Annotated in this window: 10 protein-coding genes and 1 pseudogene; 7 read left to right on the top strand and 4 right to left on the bottom strand. The window is 60.7% G+C overall.

What is annotated here, in order from left to right; genetic code table 11:
• Positions 1-120: 120 nt before the first annotated feature.
• Positions 121-1,557: an adenylate/guanylate cyclase domain-containing protein gene (locus AM571_RS04125; RefSeq protein WP_074060312.1), complete on the bottom strand. Its 1,437-nt coding sequence runs from the start codon at positions 1,555-1,557 to the stop codon at positions 121-123.
• Positions 1,558-2,027: 470 nt separating this feature from the next.
• On the opposite strand from AM571_RS04125, the pseudogene AM571_RS04120 reads away from it, so the two are divergent.
• The 6 genes and pseudogenes from AM571_RS04120 to AM571_RS04095 all read left to right on the top strand — a co-directional run bounded on the left by AM571_RS04120 (position 2,028) and on the right by AM571_RS04095 (position 9,502).
• Positions 2,028-3,763, top strand: a pseudogene (locus tag AM571_RS04120) (adenylate/guanylate cyclase domain-containing protein).
• A 615-nt stretch (positions 3,764-4,378) separates the two neighbouring features.
• Positions 4,379-5,221 carry a metallophosphoesterase family protein gene (locus tag AM571_RS04115; protein ID WP_074060311.1) on the top strand — a complete coding sequence of 281 codons (843 nt, stop codon included), beginning with the start codon at positions 4,379-4,381 and terminating at the stop codon, positions 5,219-5,221.
• Positions 5,218-6,387, top strand: coding sequence for an ABC transporter ATP-binding protein (locus AM571_RS04110; protein WP_074060310.1), 1,170 nt, complete (start codon positions 5,218-5,220; stop codon positions 6,385-6,387). The genes AM571_RS04115 and AM571_RS04110 overlap by 4 nt, the downstream gene beginning before the upstream one ends.
• Before the next feature lies 1 nt (position 6,388).
• Positions 6,389-7,321 carry a carbohydrate ABC transporter permease gene (locus AM571_RS04105; RefSeq protein WP_420493378.1) on the top strand — a complete coding sequence of 311 codons (933 nt, stop codon included), beginning with the start codon at positions 6,389-6,391 and terminating at the stop codon, positions 7,319-7,321.
• A complete protein-coding gene (locus tag AM571_RS04100; protein WP_074060308.1) occupies positions 7,318-8,166 on the top strand; it encodes a carbohydrate ABC transporter permease in 849 nt (282 codons plus the stop codon). The genes AM571_RS04105 and AM571_RS04100 overlap by 4 nt, the downstream gene beginning before the upstream one ends.
• A 55-nt stretch (positions 8,167-8,221) precedes the next feature.
• Positions 8,222-9,502: an ABC transporter substrate-binding protein gene (locus AM571_RS04095; RefSeq protein WP_074060307.1), complete on the top strand. Its 1,281-nt coding sequence runs from the start codon at positions 8,222-8,224 to the stop codon at positions 9,500-9,502.
• A gap of 93 nt (positions 9,503-9,595) precedes the next feature.
• On the opposite strand, the gene AM571_RS04090 is transcribed toward AM571_RS04095, so the two are convergent.
• Positions 9,596-10,579, bottom strand: a complete 984-nt coding sequence (locus AM571_RS04090) for a substrate-binding domain-containing protein (protein WP_074060306.1) — start codon at positions 10,577-10,579, stop codon at positions 9,596-9,598.
• A 400-nt stretch (positions 10,580-10,979) separates the two neighbouring features.
• Here AM571_RS04090 and AM571_RS04085 point away from each other — a divergent pair, with 400 nt between their 5' ends.
• A complete protein-coding gene (locus AM571_RS04085) occupies positions 10,980-11,141 on the top strand; it encodes a hypothetical protein (protein WP_155774408.1) in 162 nt (53 codons plus the stop codon).
• Positions 11,142-11,487: 346 nt separating this feature from the next.
• Here the strand turns inward: AM571_RS04085 and AM571_RS04080 are convergent, their stop codons facing one another.
• Complete coding sequence (locus tag AM571_RS04080; protein ID WP_074060304.1) at positions 11,488-13,116, bottom strand: ABC transporter ATP-binding protein; 1,629 nt, start codon at positions 13,114-13,116, stop codon at positions 11,488-11,490.
• Positions 13,113-14,030 carry an ABC transporter permease gene (locus AM571_RS04075; RefSeq protein WP_074060303.1) on the bottom strand — a complete coding sequence of 306 codons (918 nt, stop codon included), beginning with the start codon at positions 14,028-14,030 and terminating at the stop codon, positions 13,113-13,115. Before AM571_RS04075 ends, AM571_RS04080 begins: the two co-directional genes overlap by 4 nt.
• Between the last annotated feature and the right edge of the window lie 2 nt (positions 14,031-14,032).

The raw sequence follows: 14,032 nt of genomic DNA, 5'->3' as shown, positions 1-14,032 counted from the left end.
TGTCAACAGAGCGGGTCGAACCAATTCCCTCGGGAGTTTTCGGTGATCGGGGGTTCGACACACACACACACACACTGCTTTTCTGACGCATGGTCCCGTGGGCCAATCGCTCTACTCGCCTTAAACGGCCCCTCCCACCCGAAACACCGGCAGTTCCTGCCGCACGCCTCGAAGATGTGCAGTTCTCGGGTCGACCGCAAAAGCCGCCAGTCCGTCGCGAACCCCGGTCGCGTCGTAAACGTCCTGGCTGACAAAAATCTCGTCGGCGTCGGCAAGGCCTTGGACGCGCGCAGCAATGTTCACGGTCTGGCCGAAATAGTCGAGGCGCTCGTTCAGCGTGACCGCAATTGCCGCGCCTCTGTGAACGCCGATCTTGAGGATCAGAGCCTTGTCTGGCTGCCGCTTGTTGAACGAGGCGATTTCGCTGCGCATGTCGAGCGCCGCGCGCACGGCATCGGCAGGCCTCAGGAACGCTGCCATCACCGCATCGCCGATCGTCTTGATGATCGCGCCGTTGTGGCGGACCGTCACGTCCTGCAGCCGCTCAAAATGCTGCTGCACAAGTGCAAAGGCATTCAGGTCTCCGATCCGGTCATAAAGTGCAGTCGAGCCCTTCAGGTCGGTGAAAAGGAGAGCGATGTCCGTGACGCCGAGCCCTTCGTGGCTGCGGATCACCTCGGAGCGAAAGAGGTCGCGGAACGTCTGGGTCGTGAGCAGCCGCTTCCCTGAGAGGAACGGCGCGAAGTGGAGCGGCGGCGGCCTGTCGACGCCGGGCGGCAGTTGAAGGATCCCGAACTCGATGCGTTTGTCCGCGACATTGGACATCTCGAAAATCACCTTGCCGGCCGCGATGGTGCCCGCGTCCGGCGTGCTGGACTCGAGGTCAAGACGGATTGCAATGCGCTGTTCGCCAGTCGGAAGCGCGGGATCGACAATGAATGTGATACCTGCGTCGCTGTCGGAGCTGCTGCCATGTAATATGCCAGCCTCTGCGATTATCTCAAAAGCGGTCGTCTCGCCCGGCTCGATATAGGCTAATCCGCGGCTCAGCATCTCCCTCAGGTGGACGAAAGGGGTTCCGTCCGGGATCAAGCCCTCACTCGTCGAGCTGTAGCGGAAAAGATAATCCTCCACCGTCAGCGTCTGCGGATCGTGATAGGAGATGCGGCGAATGGCCGGGTTCACGGTGAAGGTTATCGCGATCATGTCGTCGAGAGCCGCCACGAAATCCAAATGGCAGTGGGTGCAGCGGCAGTGACTGCGGAGATTCTTGAGAGCCCGGAAGCTATCGATGACACAGGAGCAGACCGGACAGATCAGAATCCAGGTCATATCGAAGAGACCTAGGGCGGTGGCGTGCAGGAAGAGAACAATCGTCTCCTCCTCGTTGAGGCTCTTGTCGGCGGCGAATTTGATCGGATTGATGCGGAAGAGCTCGGCGTCGCTTGCCGAACGGATGTTGCTCTCGAGCTTGGATACGAGCCGCGCACTCCAGGTCCGGGCCGACTCTAGCGCCGTCAGCTTCTCTTCGAGGTTCTTCTCGTCGATCGATGCCATGGCGACCTCCTCCCCGGACTGCGCTATTGTCAACCGAACGAGTTCAGTTGATCGTCCACCATCAGCGGTTCTTCATGTTCGCAGCATTCTAGGTCTACCATAGCGAAAGGCTTCATTGTAGTGGGAAGCCCCCAGGATCCCGGGACGTGCAGGAGTTGGCGCCGACGAGCCTGTCCGCCGACCCACCCACTTGTCGACTTCGGGATGGGTCAAGCGGACCGGCAGCTTTCAGAAAATCGCCGAGGTTGCTCGAATGGCTGAAATGATGGCGCAAAGCAGTCTGACCCGTTGCGACCCAATGCGGACCTTCTTCGAAGCAAGCCCAAGCGCAAGTCATGAGCCCAAAGGGACAATCGACTGGCGGGATCACCCCATGTAGCCTGCTGGCGGTCGAACCTCGAAGTCCCCAATAGACTTTTGAAATAGTCGTCATACAATCCGATCTCTGCGTTCTACGAAGGCAATGTGAAATGTCCGAAGAACGAGCCCAGCGCCGTCTTGCCGCCATATTGGCTGCCGACGTGGTGGGCTACAGTCGACTTCTGGACCAGGACGAGCAAGGAACATTGGCCGCGTTAAGGGGGCGGCGAAAGGAGATCCTCGAACCACTGGTCCGCGACCGCCAAGGCCGTGTCGTAAAAGTGATGGGTGATGGCGTTCTCGTGGAGTTCGGAAGTGCTGTGAACGCTGTCTTATGCGCCGTCGAACTCCAGAAGCGGATGGTGGCCGCCAACGAGGGTATGCCTGCCGACCGGCAAATCAACCTTCATATCGGCATTAATCTGGGCGACGTCGTTGTCGAGGCCGGCGATCTGTTCGGCGATGGCGTCGTTGTCGCCGTGCGACTTCAGGCGATGGCCGGGGCGGGAGAAATCTGTGTCTCCGGCGGCATCTACGACCAGGTCAAGCGGAAGCTTGATTGCGGCTTCGACGAACTTGGTCCGCAATCGATCAAGAACGTCGCCGAACCGGTGTCCGTCTACCGGATTCGGTTGTCGCCCGCATCGGAAGATGGCGTGCCGGCGGACAAAGCGCCGCTGCCGCTCCCCACCAAGCCCTCCATCGCCGTCCTCCCATTTACGAACATGAGCAACGATCCGGAGCAGGAGGCATTTGTCGATGGCCTCACCGAAGACCTGATCACGGATCTGTCGAGAACCAGTGAGTTGTTCGTCATCGCCAGCAACTCGGCATTTGCCTACAAGGGCAGGCACATGGATGTGCGTCGCATCGCGCGCGAGCTAGGAGTGCGCCATCTTCTTGAAGGGAGTGCACGGCGGGCAGCGGGCGGGTGCGTATAAATGCCCAACTGATCGACGCGATCGCGGGTGACCATCTTTGGGCCGAACGATTCGACCGGAGCCTTGAAGATATCTTCGCCGTTCAGGACGAGGTGACCGGCAAAATTGTCGAAGCTTTGGTGGGCCGCCTGATCGCAGCGCCGGCGCGCAACAGACCAAGCAACCTGGAAGCCTATGACCTCTGTGTGCGCGCGCGGGCCCTTGGCCTGCAAACGGCGCTCACCGCGAAAGAAGCCATTTTCCTGCTGAACCGGGCAATCGCGCTCGATCCGGAATACGCGGAGGCGCACCGTTGGCTGGCACTGAACCTCTGGCTGGGCTGGGAGTTCTGGGACGAACCGATGGATCCCAACCGCGCAAAAGCCCTTGCCGAAGCACAGCGCGCGGTCGAACTCGACCCGAACGATGCAGGGAATCGCTGGGTATTGGGCGTAATATTGGGCCACGAGAGCCGCTGGGCGGATTCGGATGCCGAATTCAACGCCGCCCACAAGCTGGACCCCAACCACGCCGACGCATGGGCGATGCAGGCAGAACTGACGACGGAAAACGGGCGGCCTGCGGAAGCCATTGAGCAGGTGCGGAAGGCGCTCCGGCTCAATCCTCATCCGCCCGGTTGGTATTACTGGATGTTGGGCCAGGCTCAATATTCCATCGGCGATTACAAATCAGCGGTCCAAACGCTGCGCAGGCCCGAAACTTATCGCACGACTTCACGACGCCTGCTGGCAGCGAGTCTGGCGCAGCTTGGCCGCTTGGAGGAGGCGCGCTGGGAGGCGAAAATGTTCATGATAAGCAACCCGCACTTCACCATCCGGCACTGGTCGGCATCGCAGCCTTTCCCGGCGGAAGACGTGCGCCAGCATATCGTGGCTGGCTATCGCCTAGCGGGGCTTCCGGAATGACGTTTGGCAAATCTCCCGAAGCCCGAAGCCGTTCGCTTGTACTTCCGCTCCATGCTCGAGTCGTCCCAATCTACCTTGGCAAGTGGCCGCTCTCCACCCCCAGATCGGATGTTGAGACGGCCCGAGCCCAACGTCTGCTTTCGGGGATTCGGCATAGCCGCCGGAACGGCTGACTAGAGGGCGCAAAGGGGCCTCCGCGCGGCGACCGCAGGACGGGAACTTCGACCCAGAAGCGGAAATTATTTCCGCTCCACACCCATATTGACTGGGGCCCAAAGCCAGGGCGCAAAGGTGGCATCCACGGTCGCTCGCGGCGGGAAAATATAAGGAATTTCAAAGGCGATTTTTCTAAGTCATTGAAATTATAAGGTTCAGCCAATTCTCTCCAGAAGCCCTTAATTCCTTGATTTTCCTGTCGTGCCGGATCCCGTTTTGACATCATTGGCAACCTGATCCCCAAAATGGTGCCCACAGAGGCAACAGCCCGTGAAACTTTTGTGACCGAATTGATGAAAAGGTGGAAGGGCTGTAACAGGCCTGACATGGGAGGGCTCTAAGGAAGACGCCGTCGCCGCCATTTAGCGCAGGCGGACGATGACCTCGGAGAGCCCATTTATGAAAATCATCCAGATCACCGACACGCATTTCAGCCCCGAGAAGACCCATTTCAACGGCAACTGGGCGCCACTTCTGAGCTGGATTGAGGACCAGGAGGCGGACCTTATTGTCCACACCGGCGACCTGACTGTCGATGGCGCCGACAAGGCGGATGACATCTCCTTCTCGATGGACCTGATGCGCCAGGTCTCCACACCGATGCTGATCGTGCCTGGCAATCATGACGTCGGCCACTTCTCCCATATGAGCCAGCCGGTGAATACCGAGCGTCTTGCCCGGTGGCGCTCACTCGCCGGCGGCGACCGCTTTGTAGAAGATGCGAACGGCTGGCGTCTCGTCGGGCTCAATGCGCTTCTTTTCGGACGCGAGGATGAGGAAGAAGAGGCGCAGTTCGAATGGCTGCGGACCGCATTCGAGGAACGTGATGGACGCCGGCTGGCGCTGTTTGCTCATAAGCCGCTGTTTGTTGACGAACCGCATGAGGGCGATACGGGTTATTGGGGCCTGCGCCCCAAGCAGCGCCAGCGTGTCTACGACCTGATGGCAGCCCACGACGTGGCGCTCTATGCGAGCGGCCACCTCCACTGGGCCTGGAAGGGGCGCTTCGAGAACACGTCCGTCGTATGGGGGCCATCGGCCGCCTTCGTCATCGATACGTTAGAGCGCGAGATGCCCGGCGAGCGCCTGATCGGCGCCGTTTTGCATCATCTCGGCGACGAGGTGAGGAGCGAGATCGTCGCCGTGCCCGGCATGACGGCACATGTCATCGATGACGTCATCCATGAGGTCTATCCCGCTTCCGCTCCGAAGGCGCGAGCAGCGCAGGAGGAGGCGGAATGAGTGCACTCACCCTCACTAACATCCACAAGTCGTTCGGCAAAAACCAGATCCTTAAAAGCGTCAGCCTTGATGCCCAGCCGGGCGAGTTCATCGCGCTGGTCGGACCATCGGGCTGCGGTAAGAGCACGCTTCTCCGCATCCTTGCAGGGCTCGAAAGTGCGGATAGCGGCGAGATTGTCATCGACGGTCGCGACGTGAGCCAGGTCCGAGCCGCCGATCGCAATATCGCGATGGTGTTCCAGTCCTACGCTCTTTATCCGCATCTGACGGCAGCGCAGAACATTGCCGTTCCGCTCGTCATGCGCCGCCTGACGCGGGCGCAGCGCATCCCCTTCCTCGCACCGCTGATGCCCGGCCAGCGCAAGGCGGTCGCCGCCATTCATCGCGATGTGCGCGAGATGTCCACCTCGCTGAAGATCGACCACCTTCTTGACCGCAAGCCGGGCCAGATGTCCGGCGGCCAGCGCCAGCGCGTAGCACTCGCGCGCGCCATGGTGCGCCGTCCGGCCGTCTTCCTGATGGACGAGCCGCTGTCGAACCTCGACGCCAACCTGCGCGTCCATGCCCGCGGCGAGATCGTCGAAATGCACCGCCGTGCCGGCGTGCCGACCGTGTACGTCACCCACGACCAGGCGGAAGCGCTATCGATGGCCGACCGCGTCGCCGTGATGATCGGCGGTTCGTTGCTCCAGCTTGCTCCGCCGCAGGTGATCTACGACAATCCGCAGCATATCGAGGTCGCCAAATTTGTCGGCCAGCCGCGCATCAACCTCATCGCCTCCCATGTGGAAGCCAAAGGCGCCATCGCGCTCGGCACCGAGCGCTGCGTCCTTCTCGATCTAATTCTGCCCGCGGATACGCCCGTCACGCTCGGCATCCGGCCGGAATTCGTCCGTGTGTTGCGCTCGGGCGAGTCCGGCCTGCCTGCCCGCGTCGCGCGGGTGGAGTTCCTCGGTTCAGAAATCATCGTCTACTGCCGGCTTGACACGATCGGCGAAACAATGATTGCCAAGGTCACCCCTGCCGAAGGTGCAGGGCTTGCCGCCGGTACGGCCGTGCGTCTTTCAGCTGCCGCCCAACACATCTTCGTCTTTGGCGCCGATGGCGCTCGCCTCGCCGCGGCGCCGCTTGTCGAAAACCCGGTCCGGGAGGCGGCCCATGGCTAACATGGCCGCAACTTCTATCGGCGCGGTTCCGGCCGTCCCGAAGACTCGGCGCTCTGCCGCCGAACGGCAGGAGGCCCGCGTCGGGATGCTCCTTTCGCTGCCCGCCATCCTCCTCGTCTTCGTTTTCGTCATCCTGCCGGTCGTGGCGGTGATCGCCCTCGCCTTCACCAATTTTGAGCTCGGCTATCCGAGCTTCGAATTCGTCGGCTTCGACAACTATGTCGAGCTCTTCGGCGACCGCACCTTCATGAAGTCGCTGTGGAACACGAGCGTCTATGCGGTGATCGTGACGCCGATCTCGATCTTCATGGCGCTGGGGCTCGCGATGCTGATCGAGGCCGAAGGTATCGGTCGCTCCTTCTTCCGCACGGCCTATTTCCTACCGGTCGCCTCGCTGCTCGTCGCAATGGCAACCGTGTGGCAATATCTCTTCCATCCGACGATCGGCCCGATCAACACGATGCTCGCCATGATCGGCATCTCCGGTCCGAACTGGCTCGGTGCCGCAAACACCGTGCTCTACAGCCTGTCGATCATCGGCATCTGGCAGTCGGTCGGCTTCAACCTCGTGCTCTTCCTTGCCGGCCTCACCGCCATTCCTCGTGAACTTTACGCCGCAGCCGAAGTCGATGGCGCCAAAACCGCCTGGGACCGCTTCAGGCTGGTCACGTGGCCGATGCTCGGGCCGACCACGCTCTTCGTCACCACGGTCAGCGTCGTTAACTCGGTCAAGGTGTTCGAAACGGTCAAGACGCTCACCGAAGGCGGACCGAACAAGGCGTCTGAAGTGCTGCTCTACACGATCTACCAGGAGGGCTTCGTGTACCTGCGCGTCGGTTATGCCTCCGCCATGACAGTCGTCTTCCTCGCCATCCTCGTCGTGCTGATGTTTCTGCAATATCGCATTCAGGACAAGCAGGTGCATTACGTATGAGCCGGAACGCTTTCACCCCCTCCATGTCGCTCGGCCGCGTTGCCCGGCTCTCGATCCTCAGCCTCGGCGCCATCGTTTTCCTGGTGCCCTACATCTTCATGATCTCGACCGCCGGCAAGGCGCAGAGCGACATCTTCACGTCGTCACTCAACCTGATCCCGACTCACTGGTTCTACGGGCAAAACTTCGCCAAGGCGTGGTCTCGCGTGCACATGCCGACGCTGCTGTTCAACGGTATCCTGGTCTGCCTGATGATCCTCGTGATCCAGGTGGTGGTCGCCATCCCCTGCGCCTACGCCATGGCAAAACTGAAGTTCCGCGCGGCCAAGGCGATGATGGTTCTCATCATGCTCGGTCTGCTGGTGCCTATCCACGCGACAGCACTGCCGCTCTATGTCGCCTTCGATCGGGCGGGGGCGCTGAACAGCTATGTCTCGCTGGTCGCCCCCTTCACCATCTCGGTCTTCGGCATCTTCCTGTTCCTGCAGTTCTTCCGTGCCATGCCGAACGACCTGATCCACGCTGCGCGCCTCGATGGCATGAGCGAGATCGGCGTTATCGCCCGGGTCATCGTGCCCAATGCCTGGCCCGCGATCACCGCCTTCTCAATCTTTTCGATCGTCGCCCACTGGAACGACCTTTACTGGCCGCTGATCGTCGTTTCGAACCAGGCCTATGCCACGCCGCCACTTGGTCTTCTTTACTTCCGCGCCGCGGAAGCCGGCGACGACTACGGCGCCCTGATGGCCGCAACCCTCATCATCACTTCCCCTCTCGTCGTAGCCTTTCTGCTAGCCCAGAAGCGCTTCGTCGAAGGGATCACCATGACCGGCCTCAAGGGCTGACCCTTGTGCTAACCGGTCGTCTCCTCCCAAGCCGCCCCGAACCAGGAGCCATGCGATGAAGCATTTCACCAAGATCCTTGCCGCCGCGAGCGTCGCCATAACAGGCGCCATGACGTTCTCGCTTCCGGCCCATGCCGAAACCACGCTCACCGTGCATTATCCGATGCCGGGCTTCTTCAAGGACGTGATGGACACGATTTCGAAGAAGTTCATGGAAGAGAACCCGGACATCAAGATTCAGTTCGCCAATCCTTCCGCGACCTATGAGGAAGGCATCCAGACGATCATGCGCCAGGTCGGCACGTCCGAAATGCCAGACCTGACTTTCATCGGCCTGAACCGGCTGCGCATGGCTAATGAACGCGATGTCCCGGTCGATCTCGGGCCACTGATCGCCAAGGACAAGGCGTCCATGGTCGAGCAGGGTTTTTCGGATACGATCCTGAAGCTCGCACAGGTCAACGGCAAGCAGGTCGGTCTGGCATTCGCCACCTCCAACCCTATCATGTACTACAATGCCGATCTGGTTAAGGCTGCCGGTGGCAACCCAGACCAGCCGCCGAAGACCTGGGACGAGGTCATCGACCTAGGCGCCAAAATCAAGGCCCTTGGCAACGGCGTCGATTCCGTCGACTTCCGCTGGCAGGGTGACGACTGGATGTTCTCCGCGCTTCTCTTCGGCGCCGGCGGCACCATGCTCTCCGAAGACGAAAGCAAGGTCACCTTCAACGGTCCGGAAGGCCAAAAGGCGATGAAGGTCGTCGATCGCTTGGTCAAGGAAGCCGGTATGCCGGTCTTCACCAAGCAGGCCGGCGAACAGGCATTTGTCGCCGGCAAGGTAGGCTTTGCCTTCCAGACCACCGGAGCATTGCGCAACACGATCAAGAATGTCGGCGACAAGTTCGACCTTCGTACCGCTGAAATCCCGCTTCTCGACCCGGAAAACGGCAAGCTGCCGACCGGTGGCAACGCCGTCGTCATCCTGACCCGTGACGAAGCAAAGCAGAATGCTGCGTGGAAGTTCGCAAAGTTCGCCGCCGGCCCGTATGGCGCGTCAGTGGTTGTGCCGGGCACGGGCTACGTTCCGAACAACGAACTGGCCGCTAAGTCGCCGGAGTATCTCGGAGAGTTCTACCAGAAGAACCCGCTCTTCCAGGCCGGGCTGAAGCAGATGCCGCGGATGATCCCGTGGTACGCTTTTCCGGGCTCGAACGGCGTCCGCGTCACCCAGACGATCGTCGATAACACTGCCCGCGTTGTCGACCAGTCGGCCACGCCGGAAGAAGCCTTGGACGACGCGGCAAAGGACGTGAAGCGACTGCTGCCGCGTAGCTGACAGGGTACCTGACAGGTTCGTGCCGCCGCTCTTCCAATGGGAGGCGGCGGTTACACGGTCACTTCATGCGCACGTCGGGCTCGAGGAGGAGGACTATTCCGAGATCGCTCGCACCGTGCCACCGCGTCGTAACGAGTAGTCCACTTGAAGATGACGGGGCGGTGCAGCATTCTCGGCAATGTCGAGCAAAAGCGACGCGGCAGCCGCACCCATGCTGGCATCCGGCATCTCAATTGTGGTAAGCGGCGGATCCATTATCCGCCCAAGAGAAATTCCATCAAAGCCCGCAACCGACACATCGCCCGGGACCGACAAGCCCTCACGGCGGAGGGCGCCTATGACGCCGAAGGCTAGAAGATCGTTGGAAGCAATTATCGCTGTCGGCCGAACATCGGCCACGGCAACCCCCAGGTCGAGCATGTCGTACTCGCCGATAAAGGCGATCTGCATCGCTCGCAAAGGCTCAAGTCCCGTCTCCGCCATTGCCTGACAGTAACCGTCGTAGCGCAGGCGTGCCCGGTCGGAGGCAACAAAGCTCCCGGATACGAACAGAATGCGTTCGTGCCCGAGTTCTCTCAGCAGCATCGCAAGTTCACGCCCGGCCTTAAAATTGTCCACTGTAACTGCCGAGGGAAAACGCTCCGCCGGGCGGTTATGAAGCAGAACGGTCGGTGGTAGCGGCAGGGCTGGCCAACTGTTTCGGTCGGCACTGCAGAGCGTCAGAATTAGGCCGGTCGGCTTCTCGTTGAGCAGAGCCGAGACGGCATCCAATTCGCGCGCCGGATCGTAATGAGACTGAGCTATCAAAACACCATGTCCGGCTATCAGCATGCGGTTTTCGATGCTCGATAGGGAAGAGGAGAAAACCGGATTTGTGATGCTGGGTATAAGAACTCCTACAACGTGTCGCCTTTCGGCTTTGCCCGTGGAAGCAAGCGGCCGGTAGCCGAGCTCGGCGGCAGCGCGGCGGACCTTGAGCACCATCGCCTCGCTCACGGAGCCCTTGAGCGTGAGAGCCCGGCTTGCAGTCGCGAGAGAACATCCGGCCTTCGAAGCCACGTCCTGTAGCGTAGCCAATTACCAACCCCGTTTCGTTCCACCATCTGGAGATATCTTTCCGTCGCCCAAACAGCAGACGGTTCGATCCGAAGCTCTAACATGTACACTAAAGCAATGTCATGCTGAGCTTATCCTCCTAAAGTTTCTTTCGAAGCTGAGGCGCAAAGCTTCCGCACCTAGCTTCGCAAAGCGGCCATGCGTGTGGTGGTCGCCGGACCGGGGCCTCCACTCCGAAAACGGAAATAATTGCCGCCGTGACCGGCGGTCGACTGAGGCCCAAAACCGGGGCACGAAGGTGGCATCCACAATTTCTGGGAATACCAACCTGGCGTAGACGCCCTCCCTCGCGGTTTCCTACATGGAGGCGTCGCAAGGGCGCATCCGTTTGAACAGGGCAACAAGCGAACCGGTTTCGATAGTGGCTTCCATTCTGAAGGTGAACGGTTACGACATCGTGCCGGAAGCCGATACCGAGCTTATGGCCGTCGCCTTCCTCGAGCTGATCGACCGCCATCGAACGACGGAAGCGTTCGAGACCTACCTGGCCGACTACGTCGTTCCCTCTAACCTCGTCCCCTGACAAGCACCGAGCCCTGAAGCGCAAATTCCGGGGTGGAGGCGCAGTTTCGGGAAATGGCAGCGATCCTAGGGATCGAGCACCGGCTCCCTACAATAATTGGTATTCCCCTAGAGACGGCGGACGCCCAGGATGACGCCCGCCAATTTTGGACCAAGGAACGCCGAGGTCATCCCCCTGCATTTCAGGGACCGTCGGAAATGACTGCGCTTGCTTCTCGAACGATTAATTTTCCCGCACCTTTGCCTCAGCCACGCTGACCTTCCTTCCTCGACGTTGGAGCAACGAGCCGCGGTACTGTAGCGCCACAAATCGACACCGGTGCTGCGATTGTGCGGGAAGCTGGATGTCATGCCCATTTGGGCCGGGGCACCGAATTAAGCAGCGACTTTGTGTAGTGGTGCTTCGGACTGTTGAAAAGTATCTCCGTCTCGCTTTCCTCCACGACCTTGCCCTGCTGCATCACCAGTATCCGGTCGGCAAACTCCCGTACGATCGGCAGATCATGCGTGATGAAGACGTAGGAGAGGCCCAGACTGCCGCGGAGATCGGCCAGCAGCGCGATGACTTGCATCTGGATCGACACGTCGAGCGCCGAGACCGCCTCGTCGCACACAATCAGTTCCGGCTCGCTGGCCAGAGCGCGAGCAATCGCGATGCGTTGACGTTGGCCGCCGGAAAACTGGTGAGGATGGCGCTCGGCATGCTCGGCCTTCATGCCCACGAGTTCCAGAAGCTCCACGACACGGTCTTTCCAACGCGCTCTTGGCAGAATGTCGCGATGGATCACCCACGGCTCTGAAACGATCGAGCGCACGTTCATGCGCGGGTTCATCGAGCCGAACGGATCCTGGAACACCATCTGCACGCGCCGTCGGAAGCCGTTCAGCGCTTTGCCTTCCAGCTTGAAAATATCTGCGCCGGCGAACAGCGCCTTGCCGGACGTCGGATCGTTGAGCCGCAGCAACATGCGCGCAATGCTCGACTTGCCCGAACCGGATTCGCCGACGATACCCACTGTCTCTCCGCGCCGGACAGTGAAACTGACATCGTCGACGGCCCGGAATTCCCGTTTGGACGAGAAAGGGCCGGAACCGAGTATGTAATGCTTGCTCAGGTGTTCAACCTGCAACAGAATCTCGCCCTTGATCTCGGCTCGCGGCTGTTTCGGCGACGAACCGGCATGCGGCAATGCCGACATCAGCCGGCGCGTATAGGCATGACCCGGATTGGTGAAAATATCCTGCGCGGGGCCGCTCTCGACCACCTTTCCGCCATTCATGACAATGATGCGGTCCGCCATTGCCGCGGCAACTTCAAGATCGTGAGTGATCATGATCAGCGCCATGCCGGTTTCGCGCTGCAAGTCCCTCAACAGTTCGAGGATCTGCGACTGGACGCTCACATCGAGCGCCGTAGTCGGCTCGTCGGCGATCAGGATGTCCGGTTTCAGCGCGATTGCCATCGCGATCATCACGCGCTGGCGCTGGCCACCGGAAAACTGATGCGGATAATAGTCGATCCGCTTTTCCGCTTCCGGAATACCGACGCGTTCCAGCAGATGGACGACCTTGTCCCGCACCGGACCGGCATCGCCGTCGCGATGACTTTCGAAGACTTCGGCGATCTGTCGCCCTACGGTGTAGACAGGGTTGAGATAGGCCAGCGGATCCTGAAAGATCATGGCAATGCGACGCCCGTTCAACTCGCGCCGCTCCTCTTCATCGAGCCGTGACAGGTCCGTTCCATCGAAAATCAGGGAGCCGGAGACGATGTCGCCCGGCGGGCAGTCGATAAGCCCCATGACTGTCCCGGTACTGACGCTCTTGCCGGAACCGCTTTCGCCGAGAATCACCAAAGTCTCCCCGGGGCAGACATCGAAGGACACATCGTCGACGGCCCGAACCGGATCGCCTTCGGACAGGAAGTCGACCGTCAGGTTGTCGATCTTAAGAATTGGCTTGTCCGACGCGGTCATCGCGGGGCCTTTCGCAGCGATTGCAGGCGCCAGCGCTGCAGCGGATCGGCAACGGTCCGCGCCCAACTGGCGAGAATGTTGAGGGAAAGGGTCGTCAGCAGGATGGCAAGTCCCGGCCAGAAGGCAATCCACCACGCGGATGCCAGATAGCCGCGGCCATTCGCAACCATGGCCCCCCACGTGAAGTCCGGCGGCTGGATGCCGAGGCCGAGGAAGCTGAGCGAGGATTCGGCCAGAATGACGGTCGCGAAATCGATTGCCGCGATCGTTACCAGCGTTGGCAGCACGAGCGGAGCGATATGCCGGAACAGGATGCGGCCAGAGCTCGCACCCATCGAGCGGGCGGCGCTGACGAACATGCGCTCGCGCAATTCCAGCACTTCGGCGCGCGCCGTGCGGATGAAGATCGGCATGCGTGTGATCGCCAGCACGATGACCAGGTTCATCATGCTGGGGCCGAGCGTGTAAAGCACGATCAGGGCCAGTAGCAGCGAGGGGAAACTCATGATCACGTCGGCGAGACGCAGGATGACATGGCTGTACCAGCGCTCCGAATAGCCGGCGATCAGGCCAAGCATGCCGCCTGCGACCATGGAGCAGAAGACAGCGGCGGCAGCGATGCCAAGCGTATTCTGTGCGCCGACGATCAGCCGCGCCAGAATGGAGCGCCCCAGCGTATCGGCGCCGAGGATGTATATGAAACCATGCTCCAGGGAAAATGGCGCCAGATTGCGCTGCCGCAGCCCGAGCTTGCCGGCGAGGTCACCCACCAGGAGCGGTCCGACCAGCACGCATGCGATGAGCACGATGAGGAAGAGCGCCGCGCACAGCGCCAGCTTGTCGCGGGCAAGATATATGGCCAGCTGCCGAAGGCTGCCGGGCGACTTCACGGATAGCACCGTCACTTCGGCCATGG

It is taken from the genome of Rhizobium etli 8C-3, assembly GCF_001908375.1.
Classification (GTDB): domain Bacteria; phylum Pseudomonadota; class Alphaproteobacteria; order Rhizobiales; family Rhizobiaceae; genus Rhizobium; species Rhizobium etli_B.
This window is presented reverse-complemented; position numbering and strand designations above follow the sequence as displayed.